This window comes from Streptomyces sp. NPDC006335, assembly GCF_040612795.1.
Classification (GTDB): Bacteria; Actinomycetota; Actinomycetes; order Streptomycetales; family Streptomycetaceae; genus Streptomyces.
In genome coordinates, this window is sequence record NZ_JBEXQX010000008.1 from 322174 (window position 1) to 340587 (window position 18414).

General features: G+C 69.3%; 16 protein-coding genes and 1 riboswitch. Of the genes, 5 read left to right on the forward strand and 11 right to left on the reverse strand.

Annotated elements, in window-relative coordinates:
• Window positions 1-22: 22 nt before the first annotated feature.
• The gene (locus ABZ098_RS23970; RefSeq protein WP_356594278.1) at window positions 23-904 is read right to left on the reverse strand and encodes a thioesterase family protein; all 882 of its coding nucleotides are present in this window, start codon (window positions 902-904) and stop codon (window positions 23-25) included.
• 145 nt (window positions 905-1049) lie between these two features.
• Between ABZ098_RS23970 and ABZ098_RS23975 the strand changes: the two genes are divergently transcribed.
• On the forward strand, window positions 1050-2270 hold the full coding sequence (locus tag ABZ098_RS23975; protein ID WP_356594280.1) for an alpha/beta hydrolase-fold protein: 1221 nt from the start codon (window positions 1050-1052) through the stop codon (window positions 2268-2270).
• On the opposite strand, the gene ABZ098_RS23980 is transcribed toward ABZ098_RS23975, so the two are convergent.
• The 10 genes from ABZ098_RS23980 to ABZ098_RS24025 all read right to left on the reverse strand — a co-directional run bounded on the left by ABZ098_RS23980 (window position 2179) and on the right by ABZ098_RS24025 (window position 13518).
• Window positions 2179-2835 (reverse strand): trimeric intracellular cation channel family protein, encoded by a 657-nt coding sequence (locus ABZ098_RS23980; protein WP_356594282.1) that lies wholly within the window; start codon window positions 2833-2835, stop codon window positions 2179-2181. The genes ABZ098_RS23975 and ABZ098_RS23980 overlap by 92 nt on opposite strands.
• 23 nt (window positions 2836-2858) lie before the next feature.
• The gene (locus ABZ098_RS23985) at window positions 2859-4250 is read right to left on the reverse strand and encodes a M1 family metallopeptidase (protein WP_356594284.1); all 1392 of its coding nucleotides are present in this window, start codon (window positions 4248-4250) and stop codon (window positions 2859-2861) included.
• Between the two features lie 96 nt (window positions 4251-4346).
• Window positions 4347-5723, reverse strand: a complete 1377-nt coding sequence (locus ABZ098_RS23990) for a dipeptide ABC transporter ATP-binding protein (protein ID WP_356594286.1) — start codon at window positions 5721-5723, stop codon at window positions 4347-4349.
• Window positions 5720-6811 (reverse strand): ABC transporter ATP-binding protein, encoded by a 1092-nt coding sequence (locus tag ABZ098_RS23995; protein WP_356594288.1) that lies wholly within the window; start codon window positions 6809-6811, stop codon window positions 5720-5722. The genes ABZ098_RS23990 and ABZ098_RS23995 overlap by 4 nt, the downstream gene beginning before the upstream one ends.
• The gene (locus ABZ098_RS24000) at window positions 6808-7815 is read right to left on the reverse strand and encodes an ABC transporter permease (protein ID WP_356594290.1); all 1008 of its coding nucleotides are present in this window, start codon (window positions 7813-7815) and stop codon (window positions 6808-6810) included. Before ABZ098_RS24000 ends, ABZ098_RS23995 begins: the two co-directional genes overlap by 4 nt.
• Window positions 7816-7884: 69 nt before the next feature.
• Entirely contained in the window at window positions 7885-9633 is a 1749-nt protein-coding gene (locus tag ABZ098_RS24005) for an ABC transporter substrate-binding protein (protein WP_356594292.1), read from the reverse strand.
• Between the two features lie 59 nt (window positions 9634-9692).
• Window positions 9693-10691 (reverse strand): ABC transporter permease, encoded by a 999-nt coding sequence (locus ABZ098_RS24010; RefSeq protein WP_356594294.1) that lies wholly within the window; start codon window positions 10689-10691, stop codon window positions 9693-9695.
• A gap of 335 nt (window positions 10692-11026) precedes the next feature.
• Window positions 11027-11821: an enhanced serine sensitivity protein SseB C-terminal domain-containing protein gene (locus tag ABZ098_RS24015; protein WP_356594296.1), complete on the reverse strand. Its 795-nt coding sequence runs from the start codon at window positions 11819-11821 to the stop codon at window positions 11027-11029.
• 140 nt (window positions 11822-11961) lie between these two features.
• Window positions 11962-12756 (reverse strand): enhanced serine sensitivity protein SseB, encoded by a 795-nt coding sequence (locus tag ABZ098_RS24020; protein WP_356594298.1) that lies wholly within the window; start codon window positions 12754-12756, stop codon window positions 11962-11964.
• Window positions 12757-12849: 93 nt separating this feature from the next.
• On the reverse strand, window positions 12850-13518 hold the full coding sequence (locus ABZ098_RS24025; RefSeq protein WP_356594300.1) for an AAA family ATPase: 669 nt from the start codon (window positions 13516-13518) through the stop codon (window positions 12850-12852).
• 182 nt (window positions 13519-13700) lie between these two features.
• Window positions 13701-13797, forward strand: a riboswitch (glycine riboswitch).
• Between the two features lie 154 nt (window positions 13798-13951).
• Between ABZ098_RS24025 and gcvT the strand changes: the two genes are divergently transcribed.
• The 4 genes from gcvT to ABZ098_RS24045 all read left to right on the forward strand — a co-directional run bounded on the left by gcvT (window position 13952) and on the right by ABZ098_RS24045 (window position 18256).
• On the forward strand, window positions 13952-15070 hold the full coding sequence (gene gcvT / locus ABZ098_RS24030) for a glycine cleavage system aminomethyltransferase GcvT (protein ID WP_356594302.1): 1119 nt from the start codon (window positions 13952-13954) through the stop codon (window positions 15068-15070).
• Between the two features lie 98 nt (window positions 15071-15168).
• Complete coding sequence (gcvH, locus tag ABZ098_RS24035; RefSeq protein WP_031058756.1) at window positions 15169-15546, forward strand: glycine cleavage system protein GcvH; 378 nt, start codon at window positions 15169-15171, stop codon at window positions 15544-15546.
• Between the two features lie 14 nt (window positions 15547-15560).
• Complete coding sequence (gene glyA, locus ABZ098_RS24040) at window positions 15561-16823, forward strand: serine hydroxymethyltransferase (protein WP_356594304.1); 1263 nt, start codon at window positions 15561-15563, stop codon at window positions 16821-16823.
• Window positions 16824-16888: 65 nt separating this feature from the next.
• Window positions 16889-18256, forward strand: a complete 1368-nt coding sequence (locus tag ABZ098_RS24045; protein WP_356594306.1) for an L-serine ammonia-lyase — start codon at window positions 16889-16891, stop codon at window positions 18254-18256.
• Window positions 18257-18414: the final 158 nt, after the last annotated feature.

Genomic DNA, 18414 nt, shown 5'->3' on the forward strand with positions numbered 1-18414 from the left:
CCCGGTTGCCCCGGCGGGCCTCTTACCCGAGCCTCGCCCTCGCCAACTGCCGTGACTGCGCGACCAGTCGGTCCTCGCTGTCCCAGACCTCGGCGTCCTCCTCCAGGAAACCGCCGGCGAGGTTGCGGGTGGTGATGGAGACCCGGAGGGGGCCCGGGGCCGGGCGGCACCTGACGTGCACGGTCAGCTCGACCGTGGGGACCCAGCCCTTGAGGCCGATCTCGAAGGCCGTGGGCGGGAGCGCGTCCACCGCGAGGAGCAGGGAGAGGGGGTCGGCGTCCCGGCCGTCGGCGAGCCCGAACCAGGACCGCATCTCGCCCTTGCCGGAGGGCGCGCCGAGGGCCCAGCCGAGGGTCGACGGGTCCAGCTTGAGCATCAGCCGGTCGGTGATGGCGGAGCTGCCCTCCAAGGGGGCGCCACCCGACAGCGGTCGGATATCGGATGCAGCGTCCTCGGGGCCGAAGCACTGGTCCATGGGCGGGAAGGCGGGCGGCCTCGCCGTCGTACGGACGTCGTCGGGGAGGGAGTCGAGGTCGCCGTAGGAGGCGAGGACGCGGATGCGTTCGACCTCCTTGCCCTCGTCGTCGTACTGGAAGAGCGAGGCCTGGCCGGTGGAGAGGGTGCGGCCGGTGCGGACGACGTCCGTGCGGATCACCGCCGGTCCGGGCTGGGACGCGGTCAGGTAGTGCGCGGAGATGGTGAACGGGTCGGCGTGCGGGAGGGCGTCCGCCAGGGCGCGGCCCAGGACGGCCAGGAGGTAGCCGCCGTTGACGGCGCTGATGATCGTCCAGCCCGCGGAGAGGTCGATGTCGTAGACGCCGGGGGCGCGGCGGGTGACCGCGGTGTCCCGGTCGAACTCGCTGTCACCGATCGTGGCACGCGTGACGAAGGCTGCTTCTGGCATGCATGAACGGTACAACAGCTAACTACTAAGCGGTAGCTTTCCCTGGTTCCTTACCGGATCACCCCAGGTGAGACCCGCGCTATTTCTCGGTAAGCGTCCGTACTCGTCCGTAAACCCCCGCCTCCGCTTCCCCCTCTACAGGGACATGAGCCTCACCGGGACCGCGTTCCTCTACACGCTGATCGTGCTGTCCGTCGTCGCCGTCGTGCTTCCGCTGGCCCTGTGGTCGCGGCTGCGGGGGCCCCGGATCGCACGCGCCGTCGCCCGTGTGGTGATGGTGCTGTTCGCCCAGGGCACAGCCGTAGCCCTCGTCTTCGTGCTGGTCAACAACCAGAACAACCTCTACGACAGCTGGGCCGACCTGCTCGGCACCGGCGATCACGTCCAGGAGGCGGCGAACCTGGGCGCCGACGGCACCGGCGGGATCTCGCTGAAACGGTTGCCCAAGGTGAGGCAGCACTTCACCGACGTCTCCGGACCCGGCATGAAGGGCGTGCGGGTCACCCAGCTCAAGGGCCGTGTCTCAGGGGTGAACGCCGAGGTCTACGTCTGGCTGCCCCCGCAGTACGGCGAACCCGCCTACCGGCACCACAAGTTCCCCGTGGCGGAGCTGCTGTCGGGCTATCCGGGCTCGGCGAAGGCCTGGTTCGGGTCGCTGCACGCGGTCAACCAGCTCCAGCCGCTGATGCGGGACGGCAGGGTGGCGCCGTTCATCCTGGTCGCCCCGCGCATGAACCTGCTGGCCGGGGTCGACACCGGGTGCGCCAACATCACGGGCACGGTCAACGCCGACACCTGGCTCAGCGTCGACGTGCCGAAGATGGTCACGGACAACTTCCGTGCCCAGTCCGGCCCGGCGGGCTGGGCGGTGGCCGGGTACTCGGCGGGCGGGCACTGCGCGACCAAGCTCGCCGTCGCGCACCCCGACCGCTACCGGGCCGCGGTCAGCATGTCCGGCTACAACGACCCGATCGGCGAACGCAACTCGCTGGCCGCCGAGACCCCCGCCCTGCGCCGCGCCAACAACCCCTACGTGCTGCTGCGCGACGCCCGCACCCCGCCCGCCGTCGCGCTCTACCAGTCCGGCCAGCCGGGCGACGGCTACGAGGCGGCCACCGGCCTCGCACAGGTCGCGAAGGCCCCGACGACCGTGCACGTGGTCTACATCCCGAAGAGCGCCGGCGGCCACAACATGGCGCTGTGGAAGCCGCAGGTGGTCCCGGCGTTCCGCTGGCTGACCGAGGAGATGGGGCTGCTGCACGGCCGGGCGGGCGCTACTCCTCACGCACGGTCGACCGGCGGTTCCACGCCCGCGGAGCTCGCCAGTGGAACCGCATCGCGAGCAGGCGCAGTACGAAAGCCGTGAGGGCCGCGAGCCCGCTCGTGAACGGGCTGAGGACGTCGTAGCGGATGCACAGGACGACCATGGTGGCGCCGACGATCGCCGGGACCGCGTACAGGTCGCGGTCCCAGCGCAGCAGCGAGGGCACCTCGTTGGCGAGCACGTCCCTGAGCACACCGCCGCCGACCGCGGTGGCGAGGCCGAGGGTGGCGGACTGGGTGAGGCCGAGCCCGTACTCGTACGCCTTCGTCGTCCCGGCGACGCAGAAGAGGCCGAGGCCGGCCGCGTCGAAGACGTTCACGCCGGCCTGGATGCGCTCCACGTGCGGGTGCAGGAAGAAGACCAGGAGGGCGGCGAGCAGCGGGGTGATGAAGTAGCCCAGGTCCGTGAAGGCGGCGGGCGGCACCGCGCCGATGATCAGGTCCCGGAAGAGCCCTCCGCCCAGCGCGGTGACCTCGGCGAGGACGGCGATGCCGAAGACGTCGAAGTTCTTGCGGACGGCCAGCAGCGCGCCGGAGATCGCGAACACGAAGATGCCGACGAGGTCGAGCGTGTGCTGGACGGAGGGACTGAACAGTTGCTGGAGCACACCGCATTCTTGCGCAACGGCTTTTACCGGGCGGGTTTGCCCGTCGTGAAGAGCCAGGTCCGGAACAGGTCGTCGAGCTGCTGTCCGCTGACCTTCTCGGCGAGGCGGATGAAGTCGGCGGTGTTCGCGTTGCCGTAGCGGTGGAGCTTCGTCCAGGTGGGCAGCAGCCTGAAGAACGCCTTGTCGCCGATGCGCTCGCGCAGCACCTGGAGGGTCATCGCGCCGCGCTGGTAGACGGCGGAGGCGAACATCGTGTCGCGCTGCGGGTCGCCGACGGTGATCTGCCAGAAGGGGCTGTCGGCGGGGCGGGAGTCGTAGCCGGCGACGAAGGAGTCGTGGGCGCTGCGGGTGCCCTTGTGCTCGGCCCACAGCCACTGGGAGTAGGTGGCGAAGCCCTCGTTGAGCCAGATGTCCTTCCAGTGCGCGACCGAGACGCTGTCGCCGAACCACTGGTGGGCCAGCTCGTGCACGATCGTCGTCTCGTTGCGGACGGCCGAGTAGACCGGCTTGGTCTGCACCTCCAGCGAGAACCCGGCCTGCGGCATGTCGTCGACGATCGCCCCGGTCTCCTCGAAGGGATAGGGCCCGAAGACCTGCGACCAGTAGTCGGTGGCCTCGGCGGTGACCCCGTACACGTCGACGTTGTTGCTGTTCTCCAGCACCGGGTCGATGGCCGTGTAGATGGGGATGCCACCGGGGGTCCTCCCGGTGCGGACGTCGAACTTCCCGATGGTGGCGGTGGCGAGGTAGGTCGCCATCGGCTTCTTCTCGCGCCAGTGGGTGTACGTCGAGCCGCCCTTGTCGTACGTCGACACGAGCCGGCCGTTGGAGACCGCGGTCAGGCCCTTCGGCGTCCTGATGCGGATGTCGTAGGTGGCCTTGTCCGAGGGGTGGTCGCTGGACGGGAACCAGGTGGAGGCGGCGTTGGGTTCACAGGCGACGAAGACTCCGTCGGGGGTCTTCATCCAGCCGTAGTCGGAGCCGAAGACGATGGGGCCGTTGAGGGGCTCCGGTATCCCGCCGTAGGTGACGACCACCGTGAAGTCGCGGCTCTTGCGCAGGAATTGACGCGGGGTGATGCGGATCTCGTCGCCGTCGCGCGTGAACCGGGCCTGTCTGCCGTTCACTTCGACCCGCGTGACCTCCAACTTCTGGAGATCCAGGTCGAAGGACGAGAGGTTCTGGGTGGCACGGGCGGTGAGTGTCGTACGGCCGTCCAGGCGGTCGGTGCCCGGGTCGTACGCCACGTCGAGGGTGTAGTGGCGGGCGTCGAAGCCGCCGTTGCCGAGGTTCGGGAAGTAGGGGTCGCCGACTCCCGGTGCGCCCGGGTTCGGGCCGGGGGAAGCGGCGATGACGAAGAAAGAGGCCGCCGCGGTCGCGACGGCCCCTAAGCGTGCCGAACGGGAGAGTTTCATGAGTCGTCCCTTCGAGCGTGTGCCGATAAGTCGGACACGGACGACTCTTCACTCCCCCGTTCGGGCATGTGCATGACTTTGCCAACTCGTCATGCGTTACTTGTCGGTTGACTCCTGACGGCTGGCTTCCGGTTCTTCGGTCGGCTGCGGGTCGGTGGGGGCCGGTCGCGCCCCCGAGGCGGTAGCCGCAGATTCAACACCGCCCCGCGCCCCTGAGTCGGTGGACTCGTCCGTGGTCTTGGCGCCGAGGCCCGTCTTCGTGGTCTTGACCTCGGGCTTCTCGGGCACTTCCGCGGAGGTGTCGGGCTCCACGACAACCCCGGTCTTCGGCGAAGCCACCTCCGCCGCGACCGCCGCCGACGTCTCCGCCGACTCGGCCAGGACCTCCTCGGCGACCAGCGCGGCCGCCTCCTTGGCCGCCGACAGGAGCACGGTGTCCTGCGGGGCCTGGTCCGCGAAGTTCTCGGGGTGGTGGCAGGCAACGCGCTGGCCGGGGCGCAGCTCGATCAGCTGGGGCTCCGTCGTCTTGCAGATCTCCGTGGCCTTCCAGCAGCGCGTGTGGAAACGGCAGCCGGAGGGCGGGGAGATCGGGGACGGGACGTCGCCGCGCAGCAGGATGCGCTCGGACTTGGCGCCGCGGCGCTTGGGGTCCGGCACCGGGACCGCCGACATCAGGGCCTTGGTGTACGGGTGCATCGGCGCCTCGTACAGCGAGGTGCGGTCGGCGAGTTCGACGATCTTGCCGAGGTACATCACCGCGATGCGGTCCGAGACGTGGCGGACGACGGACAGGTCGTGCGCGATGATCACGTACGTGAGGCCGAGCTCCTCCTGGAGGTCGTCCATCAGGTTCACGACCTGCGCCTGGATCGACACGTCGAGCGCCGACACCGGCTCGTCCGCCACCACCAGCTTGGGCTTCAGGGCCAGCGCGCGGGCGATGCCGATGCGCTGGCGCTGACCGCCGGAGAACTCGTGCGGGTAGCGGTTGTAGTGCTCGGGGCTCAGGCCCACCAGCTCCAGGAGGCGCTGGACCTCCCGCTTGACCCCGCCCTCGGGCTCCACGCCCTGGAGCCGGAAGGGCGCCGAGACGATGCCGCCGATGGTGTGCCGGGGGTTCAGGGAGCCGTACGGGTCCTGGAAGATCATCTGGATGTCCCGCCGCAACGGACGCATCCCGGCCGCGTTCAGCCGCGTGATGTCCTGGCCCTCGAAGTGGATCGAGCCGCCGGTCGGGTCCTGGAGGCGGGTGATGACCCGGCCCATGGTCGACTTGCCGCAGCCCGACTCGCCGACCACGCCGAGGGTCTCGCCCTTGCGCACCTCGAAGTCGATGCCGTCGACCGCCTTGACCGCGCCGACCTGGCGCTGGAGGACGCCCTTGCGGATCGGGAAGTGCTTCTGGAGCCCCTCGACCTTGAGGAGGACCTCACGCTCTTCCGGAGCGACGTCGGTTTTCTTCGTCTCACTCACAGCTTCGGCGCAATCTCTTCGGTCCAGATCCGCGTGCGGTCCTCCGGCGAGAGGTGGCAGGCGGAGAAGTGCCCGCCGCCGACCTGCTGGAGCTCCGGGCGCACGGTACGGGTGACATCGCCCTTGGGGATGTCCGCGTACGGGCAGCGGGGGTGGAAGGCGCAGCCCGAGGGGACGTTGATGAGGCTCGGCGGCTGGCCCTTGACGGGGATGAGCCGCTCGGAGGTCTCCCGGTCGATGCGCGGCATCGAACCCAGCAGACCCCAGGTGTACGGGTGCTGCGGCCGCTCGAAGACGTCGTCGACGCTGCCGCGCTCCACGCACCGGCCGCCGTACATCACGAGGACGTCGTCGGCGATCTCGGCGACCACACCCAGGTCGTGGGTGATGAGGACGACCGCGGAGCCGAACTCCTTCTGCAGGTCCCGGATCAGGTCGAGGATCTGCGCCTGGACGGTGACGTCGAGGGCGGTCGTCGGCTCGTCCGCGATCAGCAGCTCGGGGTTGTTGACGAGCGCCATGGCGATCATCGCGCGCTGGCGCATGCCGCCGGAGAACTCGTGCGGGTAACCGTCCACGCGCTTGTCCGGCTCGGGGATGCCGACCCGGTCGAGCATCTCGACGGCGCGCTTGCGCGCGACCTTCTTGCTGACGTCGTTGTGGACCCGGTACGCCTCCACGATCTGGTTGCCGATCGTGTAGTACGGGTGCATCGCGGACAGCGGGTCCTGGAAGATCATCGCCATCTCGCGGCCGCGCAGCCGGCGCACCTCGTCCGGGTCGGCGGAGACCAGTTCCTTGCCGTCCAGCCAGATCTCGCCGGACATCTGGACGTTCTTGCCGCGCGCGCCGAGCCGGTGCAGGCCCATGATCGCCAGCGAGGTGACGGACTTGCCGGAGCCCGACTCGCCCACGATGCAGAGGGTCTTGCCCTTCTCCACCTGGAAGCTGAGCCCGTCGACGGACTTGACCAGGCCGTCGTCGGTCGGGAAGTGCACCTTGAGGTCGCGGACCGCGAGGAAGGCGTCGGGGGCGTTCCCCGGAGCCGGCTCGCCCAGGGCGGCACCGGTCTTGGAGAGTTCGGTCACGAGAGCCTCACGCGCGGGTCGGCGGCGGCGTACAACAGGTCCACCAGGAGATTTGCGATCACGACGAAGAAGGCGGCGAGCAGGGTGACGCCGAGAATCGGGGGCAGGTCGTTGTCGGTGATGCCCTGCACCGCGTACTGGCCGATGCCGGGCAGCGAGAACACGGTCTCGGTGATCACGGCACCGCCGAGCAGCAGGCCCAGGTCCATGCCGAAGACGGTGATGATCGGGGTCAGCGCGGCGCGCAGCCCGTGCCGGGCCACCACGTTGCGCTCCCGCAGGCCCTTGGCGCGGGCCGTGCGGATGAAGTCCTCGTTCATCGTCTCCAGCATGCCCGAGCGGGTCAGCCGCGCGTAGATGGCGGAGTACAGCAGGGCGAGCGAGCACCAGGCCGGGAAGAGCGTGTTGGCCCACTGGGCCGGGTTCTCGGTGAACGGCACATAGGTCCGCCCGAAGATCGGCCACTGGTAGGTGAAGAGCAGCAGGGCCAGGTTGCCCGTGAAGAACATGGGCAGCGAGACACCGGCGAGCGCGACGCCCATGAAGGTGCGGTCGAAGAAGCTGCGGGGCTTGAGGGCGGAGATGACGCCGATGACGACGCCGGAGACCAGCCAGAGCACGGCGGCACCGGCGGCCAGCGAGACGGTCACCGGCAGGCGCGAGGTGAGCTGCGGCCAGACCGCCACGTGGTTCTTGAAGGAGTAGCCGAAGCACGGCGCGTCACAGTGCGCCGTCGTGGGGCCCAGGTTGTAGGTGGCGCCGGACACGATCCCCTTGATGAAGTGCCAGTACTGGGCATACAGGGGCTCGTCCAGACCGAGGTTCTGCTTGACCGCGGCGATGTCTGCCTTCGTCGGACTCTTTCCGATGTACTGCTGCGCGAGCTGGTCGGCGGTCTGGCCGGCCATCCGCGGCAGCAGGAAGAAGATCGCGAAGGTGACCGCGGTGACGACCAGCAGCAGGATCACTGCCGCGAACGTCCGACGGAGGATGTACGAGATCACGGGGACCGGCGCTGGTGCCCGCGGGCCGCGAGGCCCACGGGCACCAATGCCTTCACCTGCCTTCCGGGGCTACTTCTTGGTCGTGCCGATGTTGAGGTAGTCGTACTGACCGCTGAAGGCCGCCGTGGACACCAGGTTGGTGAAGCCCGTGGGGCGGTACAGCAGGACCTTGAAGTAGGTCAGCGGGACGAGCGCCGCCAGGTCCATCGCACGCTTGTCGATCTGCGCGTACAGGGCGTTGCGCGCGGTGTCGTCCTCGGTGGCGATGGCCTTCTCCAGCATCTCGTTGATCTGCTTGTCGTTCAGATACGAGAGGTTGGTGTTGCCGGACGCGCCGATCGCGTCACCGTGCAGGATCTGCTGGAGGAAGCCGTAGCCGGAGTTCCAGTCGGCACCCCACTGCATCATGTGCAGGCCGATGTTCTGCTTCTTGTCGAAGGACGGAACACCCGCGTAGTCGGTGAAGTACTTGCCCGACGGGTACTGCTTCAGGCTGGCGTTGATGCCGACCTTCTTCAGCGAGGCGATGATCGCGGTGGCCGCGTCGATCTCCTGCGGGCGGTCGCTGCGCGCCGAGATGTTGGTGTTGATCGTCGTCTTGCCGCAGGCCTTCAGCTGCTCCTTGGCCTTGGCGACGTCACCCTTGTTGCCGTCGGTCGCGTAGACGTCGGCCTTCTGGTAGCCGGTGATGTCCGGCGGCAGGACGGTCGTGGCGATGTCACCGCGGATCGGGCCGCCCTCGGCGGTCTGCACGGAGACCTTGTCGACGGCGTACTCGACGGCCTTGCGGCACTCGACCTTGTCGAACGGCGCGACCTGGTTGTTGATCGCCATGTAGACCAGACGGCCACCGTAGGTGTTGTCCGTGTTGGCCTTCAGGTTGGCGTCGTTGACGACCTTCGCCTGGGTCGCGGCCTGGACACCGGTACCGCCGAGGTCGATCGCCTCACCGGCCTGGACGTCCTGGTCGATCGTCTCGGCGTTGACCTTCAGCTTGACGACGATCTTGTCCGGGTACTGCTTGCGCAGCGGGTCGGTCTTCGGGTCCCAGTTCTCGTTCTTGACGAGGACGGCCTGCTTGCCCTCGTCGTAGCTCTGGAACTTGTACGAGCCCGAGGACACGATGCTCTTGACGTAGTCGATGCCGGTGTCCTTGGCCTTCGGCACCGGAGCCGTCTGCGGCGTCGCGACCAGGTAGTCGAACTCCTGGAAGGGACGGTTGAGCTTGAAGACGATCGTGGTGTCGTCCGGCGTCTCGATGGACTTCAGGCCCTCGGCGCTCTTGTCCTTGTAGGGGCCCTTGTACTCCTTGCCGCCCTGCATGAACTGCTGGAAGTAGTTCGGGCCGAGCGAGAGCACGTCACGCGCGAAGTTGGAGCGCTCGACGGCGTACTTGACGTCCTTCGAGGTGATCGGCGTGCCGTCCTGGTACTTCAGACCGGAGCGGATCTTGTACGTCCACGTCTTGCCACCGTCGCTCGGCTCGCCCGCCTTCTCGGCGAGGTCCGGGACCAGCGTGTTGCCCTCCTCGCCCGGACCGGGCTTGAAGGTCATCAGCGGGCGGGCGTACAGCCGGCTGAGGTTGTACATGTAGGCGTAGTACGTGTTGCCGGGGTCGAAGGAGTCCGGGACGTCGGAGTACTCGTACGTGACCGTCCCACCCTTCTGGGTGGAGGCGTTGACGACACCCTTGGTCGCTGCGTTGGCCCCAGCCGACTTGTTCCCGTCTCCACCGTTGTCATCGGCCTTGCTGCAAGCCGAGAGCAACAGGCTCGCACTGCCGATGGCCGCCACTGCGGCCAGCGCTGACCTTCGCATGATGGTCTGCTTCCCCTTCAATTGTCGGAAATCTTGTGGACTCTCACCGCGGTCGCGGGTCAGCGGCTGCGGGGGTCGAGAGCGTCGCGGAGACCGTCACCGAGCAGGTTGAACGCCAGGACGGTCACGAAGATGGCCAGACCAGGCACGATCATGAACTGCGGGTCGACCTGGTAGAAGTCGACGGCCTGGTTGAGCATGCCGCCCCAGGAGGCCTGGGGAGGCTGGATGCCGACGCCGAGGAAGCTCAGCGAAGCCTCGAAGAGGATGTTGGTCGGGATGAGCAGCGTCGAGTAGACGATGATCGGGCCGACGAGGTTCGGCAGCAGTTCCCGGAAGAGGATGTACGGGCCCTTGGCCCCCATCCCGCGCGAGGCGTCGACGAACTCCCGCTCACGCAGGGCCAGCGTCTGACCGCGCACGATGCGGCCCAGGTAGGGCCAGTTGAAGAAACCGATGACGAAGATCAGCACGCTGATGTGCAGCGGCAGACCCTCCAGCCCGAAGGCACCGCCCTGGAGCGTGGCCGAGATGGCGATGGCGAACAGCAGCAGGGGGAACGCCAGGAAGGTGTCCATCAGCCGGCTGATGATCGTGTCGACCCGGCCGCCGTAGTAGCCGGCGACCACGCCGAGCACGGCGCCGATCGTGTTGGACAGGATCGTGGCGCCGAAGGCGACGACCAGTGAGACCCAGGAGCCCTCGAGGATGCGGGTGGCGATGTCGCGGCCGAACTTCGGCTCCACACCGAGCGGGTGGTCCCAGCTCATGCCGCCGAAGTCGCCCTTGGGCAGCGAGGTGTTCGGGTCGATCAGATCCTGGTGCAGGGCGTTCGGGTCCAGGCCGAACATGGCCTGGATGGGCCGGGAGAGCACCGCGAGCAGGATCAGCAGGATGACGATCACACCACCGGCGACCGCCACCTTGTCCTTCTTGAACCGGGACCAGGCGATCTGCCCCAGGGAACGGCCCTCGATCTGCCCCTTGTCGGCGCCGACGAGGACAGCCTCCGGCTGCGCCTCGGCCTGCGCCCCGGTGGTCTCGATCGGTGCGGTCACAGTGACCCGACCCCTCTCGCCGGTGGTGACCGGCCTACACCTGCCGTGGATTACGGCTTTGTCGACTTGCTCAGCTCACAGGATCGGCTGATCCTGCGTCTGCCTGGGGAGTCTTCAGCTTCGCTGCGATCACCCGCCAGGCCTGGCGAAGAAAGTATGCGTAACCGTGATGCAGTACGAGGGATTCCGTTATCCGAACAGCGGGTAACGCCCCTCGGACGCATGTCAGTTGGGACAAAACGGCACAATAGGCGACGTTCGTGATGATCCGCCGGTATCTACGCGCGAAGAAATGTGGCTGTTACGTAAACGAGCCGAACGGGTGGTCATCGCTCTCAGTAACCGCCACGGGCCGGCGGGTAGCCGTACCCGGCCGCCGGCGCCTGGGCCGGGGATCCGTGGGCCTCGCGGTCGTAGAACGGACGAGCACCGGCGCGCATCCACAGCGCCACCGGGTCGTACTCGTCGGACATCGCCACGGTCGACACCGGCAGCCCCTCCGGGACGGCGCCGATGGACTGCTGCATCATCGCGCGCACCGAGTCCACCGCCGAGGGGCTGGTGTCGTACACGTCCAGACCGATGGCGAGATACGGCGCCCCGAGCGCCGGCTGGACCCAGGCACGGCGCAGCGAGCGGACCGCCGGGGTGCGGTGGGCGTTCTGCACCAGCAGGGCGTAGAACTGGGGGACCTCGATGCCGGGTTCCGACAGCCTGAGCGGCCCCGCGGGCTGGCGCTCCAGGCCGGTCGCGATGCGGCGCAGGTCGAGCCAGGGGATGCCGACCCCGCCGCCGGGGGCGTGCGGGTTGAGCCAGAGGCCGTAGTGGTCGGGGTAGAGCGTGCGGGCCACGTCGATGCCGTCGACCACTTCGTACGAACGGTTCCAGCCACTGGCGCTCAGCTCCTGGGCCGAGGTCACACAGGGGGCGTAGCCGTAGCCGTCGACCTCCATGTTTCCGTACTGGGCGTCCGGGGACCCGGCCTGGCCGTGCCACAGGAGCATCCAGATCTGGCCGTTGTTCGGGGTCGCGAGGGCGCGCAGCAGTGCCTCGTATGCGTCGTAGCGCCCGGGGGTCACCTGGCGCAGCATGTGCTCGACCGTGCCGGTCGCGGTGCCGCTGGCGCTCACGTCGTATCGCCCTTCTTGGAAGTTGCCCCGAGTATGAAACCAGCTTAAGCGCCCACGAGCTCGGGACCCGTGTGTCGTCGGCGGGTGCGGCGTCCGTTGCTTGTCGCGCAGTTGTGCCCCGCGCCCCTCGGCGGGTTGGGCTAGCCCTGCGTGTAGAAGGGCCGTACCTGTCCGCGCATCCAGTGGCCCACCGGGTCGTCCGCCACGTCCAGCAGGACCAGGTTGACCGGCCACGGCACCGGGGTCCGTCCCAGGGCCCGGCCGAGGGCGTCCATCGGCAGGGTGCGCAGGTCGCCCTCCCACTGGGAGAGCTCCACGCCCACGAACATGACCGGGTCGGCGGTCTCGATGGCGGCCAGGCAGCGGCGGGCGGTGCGGACCACCCCCGTGGCCTCGAACTCGGCGGACGCGGCGGCCAGGAAGTCGACCGGGTCGTCCTGCCAGTCCGGCTCGTAGAGCTTGACCCGGCCACCGGTGTTGGGCCCGTCCAGCGGGGTGCGGCCCACCCGGCAGAGGTCGGCGACGGCGGCGGGCGGGAGGGGGACGCCGACCACGCCGTCGGGGTTCACCGCGATGCCCACGTGCGGGGGCAGCCCGCGGGCGAACTCGACCGCCGGGGCGATGGTGTACGACAGATGGCTGCCGACGACCTGGCGGAACTGCTCCTCGGAGCTGAAGACCGGGACGAACGCCTGGCCCTCGATCTCCAGGGTGGGCAGGTCGAGGGGCCCGCTGTGCGGGCCGCCGCCGTTCGGCAGGGGGATCCAGACGAAGCTGCGGCCGAGCACCTCGATGATCCGGCCGCCCGCCGAGGGCATGCCGAGGGAGGCCGAGAGCACCTCCTCCAGCTCGTTGCCGGGCCATCCGCCGTGCGGATGGGGGTGCGGGTGCGCCTGCCCTGGAAAGTCCGCGGGGAGATCCGCCGGGAAGTCCATCTGTCTGACCGCCTGCTGTGAACCGCTGTTGATGTGGCTGAAAGGCTAGCGGGTGCGGCACACAGGTGGCTCGGCCCGGGGAACCCGCACGGCTCAGCCGGTGAACCCGATCCGCAGCAGCACGTTCGCCGCGTCCCGGTCGATCAGCACCGCCGAGCCGCAGCCCGGGGGCAAATCGCCGCGCTCCACGGAGCGGATCAGTCGGGCGGCCGCCCCCCGGTGCCGCAGGAAGGCGTACCGCGAGACCCCCCGGCCGCGCTCGCGCTGGCCCTCCAGCGCGGTGTCCGCCGTGACGTCGAGCAGCAGCAGGTGCAGGGTGCCGCCCCGGCGCCGGGCCTCCCGGGCCAGCCAGCCCCGCACCCAGGCCTGCGTCCCGCAGTCGTGCACCACGACCCCCTCGCCGGAGCGCAGGGCGCGGCGCAGGGCCGCGTAGTGCGCGAGCCGGACCAGGGGGCGGTAGACGGCGTACGGCAGTAAGCGGGACAGCTTGGCGTCCCAACGGTCGCGGGTGTCCTGGGAGTCGATCCGTATCCCCGTCACCGCACGCTTCATCAGCGTGGACTTGCCGCTGCCGGGCAGACCGGTGATGACGACGAGGTCCCCCGGGCGGAAGAGCAGGGCGTGCGGACCGCGCCCGGCACGGTCGCGCAGGTCCCGGACGACCGGGCGGGTGCCGCGGGCCTCGACGGCCGGGGCCGCGGGCTGCTCGGGCAGCGCGAGCCCCGAGGTCGTCGCGTACGCCCTGGTCCTGTTCACCGTCATCGTCCTCCTCCGGGGTCGGGGTTCCCCTCCCCACCGAGCGTAAAGAGAAGGTAATGGACGATCTCTCGCGTTTCTGTACGCGTACCGCCACAAGCCGGTTACGAAGGGGAGGGCGGGACGCTGCCCTGCCCTCGGCCTGCGATGCGTGCAATGATGTCGGCGCCAACTGCATACCGGCCGCTTGAATCCGCGCGGGAGAGTCCCGGGTACGTGTACCCGGGCGCCGAAGGAGCAAGTCCCTCCCTTGAATCTCTCAGGCCCCGTTACCGCGCGGGCGAGGCACATCTGAAAAGCGGGCCGCCGACGTCGGCGGCCCCACCCACGGTGCAAGCCCGAGGTCACTTCGTGATCAGGGCGAACCTCTCAGGTTCCGATGACAGATGGGGAGGAACGCCCTCGCCTGTCATGCCTTGGATTCTGGAGACGACGTCCGATGACCAGTTCTGCACCCCGGCACACCGCGCTCGACGCCCTGCACCGCTCCCTCGGCGCCACGATGACCGACTTCGCCGGCTGGGACATGCCCCTGCGCTACGGCTCCGAGCGCGACGAGCACAACGCGGTGCGCACGAAGGCCGGGCTCTTCGACCTCTCCCACATGGGCGAGATCACCGTGACCGGGCCGCAGGCCGCCGCGCTGCTGAACTTCGCCCTCGTCGGCAACATCGCCTCGGTCGGTGTCGGCCGGGCCCGCTACACCATGATCTGCCAGGAAGACGGCGGCATCCTGGACGACCTGATCGTCTACCGGCTCGGCGAGACCGAGTTCATGGTCGTCGCCAACGCCTCCAACGCCCAGATCGTCCTCGACGCGCTGACCGAGCGCGCGGCCGGCTTCGACGCCGAGGTGCGCGACGACCGGGACGCCTACGCCCTGATCGCCGTACAGGGGCCAAAGTCCCCCGGGATCCTCGCGTCGGTGACCGACGCGGACCTCGACGGGCTCAAGTACTACGCCGGTCTGCCGGGCACGGTCGCCGGGGTGCCCGCGCTGATCGCGCGCACCGGGTACACCGGCGAGGACGGCTTCGAGCTGTTCGTGAAGCCGGAGCACGCGGTCGAGCTGTGGCAGGCGCTGACCAAGGCCGGCGAGGGCGTCGGCCTGGTCCCCTGCGGGCTGTCCTGCCGGGACACGCTGCGCCTGGAGGCGGGCATGCCGCTCTACGGGCACGAGCTGTCCCGCGAGCTGACCCCCTTCGACGCCGGGCTCGGGCGGGTCGTGAAGTTCGACAAGGAGGGCGACTTCGTGGGCCGCGCGGCGCTTCAGGAGGCCGCCGCCCGGGCCGACGAGAACCCCCCGCGCGTCCTCGTCGGACTGGTCGCCGAGGGGCGTCGCGTCCCGCGTGCCGGGTACGCGGTCGTCGCGGCCGGTGAGGTGATCGGCGAGGTCACCTCCGGCGCCCCCTCCCCCACGCTGGGCAAGCCGATCGCGATGGCGTACGTCGACGCCGCGCACGCGACGCCGGGCACGGCCGGGGTCGGTGTCGACATCCGGGGCAGCCACGAGCCGTACGAGGTCGTGGCGCTGCCGTTCTACAAGCGCCAGAAGTAGCCGCCGTAAGTGATGCTGGGCACAGAGTCGCTGCTCACGCACGCCTTCCGCAGTCCCCCCTTCATCAGCACTCCCCCGCGTACAGGAGAATTCAGGCCATGAGCAACCCCCAGCAGCTGCGTTACAGCAAGGAGCACGAGTGGCTGTCGGGCGCCGAGGACGGCGTCTCGACGGTCGGCATCACGGAGCACGCGGCCAACGCGCTCGGCGATGTCGTCTTCGTCCAGCTCCCCGAGGTCGGTGACACGGTGACCGCGGGCGAGACCTGCGGCGAGCTGGAGTCGACCAAGTCGGTCAGCGACCTGTACTCCCCCGTCTCCGGTGAGGTCACCGAGGTCAACGAGGACGTCGTCAGCGACCCGGCACTGGTGAACTCCGCCCCCTTCGAGGGCGGCTGGCTGTTCAAGGTACGCGTCTCGGAGGAGCCGGCCGACCTGCTCTCCGCCGACGAGTACACCGCCTTTTCCGCCGGCTGAGGAGTCCGCACCTGATGTCCGCACTGAACACGCCCCTGCACGAGCTCGACCCGGAGATCGCCGCCGCGGTCGACGCCGAGCTGGACCGGCAGCAGTCCACCCTCGAGATGATCGCCTCGGAGAACTTCGCTCCGCTCGCGGTCATGGAGGCGCAGGGCTCGGTCCTGACCAACAAGTACGCCGAGGGCTACCCGGGCCGCCGCTACTACGGCGGTTGCGAGCACGTCGACGTGGCCGAGCAGATCGCGATCGACCGGCTCAAGGAGCTGTTCGGCGCCGAGTACGCCAACGTGCAGCCCCACTCCGGTGCCTCCGCCAACCAGGCCGCGCTGTTCGCGCTGGCCCAGCCCGGCGACACGATCCTGGGCCTGGACCTGGCGCACGGGGGTCACCTGACCCACGGGATGCGGCTGAACTTCTCCGGCAAGCAGTTCAATGTCGTCGCCTACCACGTCGACGAATCGGGTCTCGTCGACATGGCCGAGCTGGAGAAGCTCGCCAAGGAGCACCGGCCCAAGGTGATCATCGCGGGCTGGTCCGCCTACCCGCGGCAGCTGGACTTCGCGGAGTTCCGCCGGATCGCCGACGAGGTCGAGGCGTACCTGTGGGTCGACATGGCGCACTTCGCGGGCCTGGTGGCCGCGGGGCTGCACCCGAACCCCGTCGAGTACGCGGACGTGGTCACCTCCACCACCCACAAGACGCTGGGCGGCCCGCGCGGCGGGATCATCCTCGCCAAGCAGGAGTTCGCGAAGAAGCTGAACTCCTCCGTCTTCCCGGGCTTCCAGGGCGGCCCCCTGGAGCACGTGATCGCGGCGAAGGCGGTGTCCTTCAAGGTCGCGGCCTCGGAGGAGTTCAAGGAGCGCCAACGGCGTACGGTGGACGGTGCGCGCATCCTCGCCGAGCGTCTGACGGCCGACGACGCCCGGGAGGCCGGGGTCAACGTGCTCTCCGGCGGCACCGACGTGCACCTCATCCTCGTCGACCTGCGCGAGTCCGAGCTGGACGGCAAGCAGGCCGAGGACCGTCTCCACGAGGTCGGCATCACGGTCAACCGCAACGCCGTCCCGAACGACCCGCGCCCGCCGATGGTGACGTCGGGCCTCAGGATCGGCACGCCCGCCCTGGCCACCCGCGGCTTCACGGCCGAGGACTTCGCCGAGGTCGCGGACGTGATCGCTTCGGCGCTGAAGCCGTCCTACGACGTGGAGTCGCTGAAGGCCCGGGTCAAGGCCCTGGCCGACAAGCACCCGCTGTACCCCGGCCTGAACAAGTAGTTCGAGCAGTTCCACGGTGGGGGCACCCGACGACGTGTGCCCCCACCCTTTGTGAAGGAGTTCCCGTGGCCATCTCGGTCTTCGACCTGTTCTCGATCGGCATCGGCCCGTCGAGCTCCCACACGGTCGGCCCGATGCGCGCGGCCCGCATGTTCGCCCGCCGCCTGCGCAACGAGGACCTGCTGCCGGCCGTCGCCTCGGTCCGCTGCGAGTTGTACGGCTCCCTCGGCGCGACCGGCCACGGCCACGGCACCCCGAAGGCGGTGCTGCTCGGCCTGGAGGGTGCCTCTCCTCGTACGGTCGACGTGGAGGGCGCGGACGACCGGGTGGCGGCGATCAAGGCCGCGGGTCTGCTGAGGCTGCTCGGCGAGCACGAGATCCCCTTCTCCTTCGACGACGACCTGGTGCTGCACCGCCGTAAAGCCCTCCCGTACCACGCGAACGGTATGACGGTGTGGGCGTACGACGCCTCGGGCGCCGAGCTCCTGTCGAAGACGTACTACTCGGTGGGCGGCGGCTTCGTCGTGGACGAGGACGCGGTCGGCGAGGACCGCATCAAGCTCGACGACACGGTGCTGAAGTACCCCTTCCGCACGGGTGACGAGCTGCTGCGCCTGACCAAGGAGACCGGCCTGTCGATCTCCTCCCTGATGCTGGAGAACGAGCGGGCCTGGCGCACCGAGGACGAGATCCGGGCCGGGCTGCTGGAGATCTGGCGGGTGATGCAGGCCTGTGTGTCCCGGGGCATGTCGCAGGAGGGCATCCTGCCCGGCGGTCTGCGGGTGCGTCGGCGGGCCGCCATGACGGCCCGCCAACTGCGGGCGGAGGGCGACGCGTTGGCCCACTCCATGGAGTGGATCACGCTGTACGCGATGGCGGTCAACGAGGAGAACGCGGCCGGCGGCCGGGTGGTGACCGCCCCGACGAACGGCGCGGCCGGCATCATCCCCGCGGTCCTGCACTACTACATGAACTTCGTTCCCGGCGCGGACGAGGACGGCGTGGTCCGCTTCCTGCTCGCCGCGGGCGCCATCGGGATGCTCTTCAAGGAGAACGCGTCCATCTCGGGTGCCGAGGTCGGCTGCCAGGGCGAGGTCGGCTCGGCCTGCTCGATGGCCGCGGGCGCCCTCGCCGAGGTCCTCGGCGGCTCCCCCGAACAGGTCGAGAACGCGGCCGAGATCGGCATGGAGCACAACCTGGGCCTGACCTGCGACCCGGTGGGCGGCCTGGTCCAGATCCCCTGCATCGAGCGCAACGGCATGGCCGCGGTGAAGGCGGTCACGGCGGCGAAGATGGCGCTGCGCGGGGACGGTTCGCACATGGTGTCCCTCGACAAGGTCATCAAGACGATGAAGGACACCGGGGCGGACATGAGCGTGAAGTACAAGGAGACGGCGCGGGGTGGGTTGGCGGTGAACATCATCGAGTGCTGAGGGGACGGGTCCTGACCGGCGGGTTCGTGGCACCCTCGATCGCTGTTCCGATCCGCCAGGACCGCCGACCGTCGCCAGGCGCACCTCATCGATCATCGGGCGGGGCAGATCCGTACCATGCGCGCATCGTCCACGCCCTGGTTGCCGGCACCCGCGAC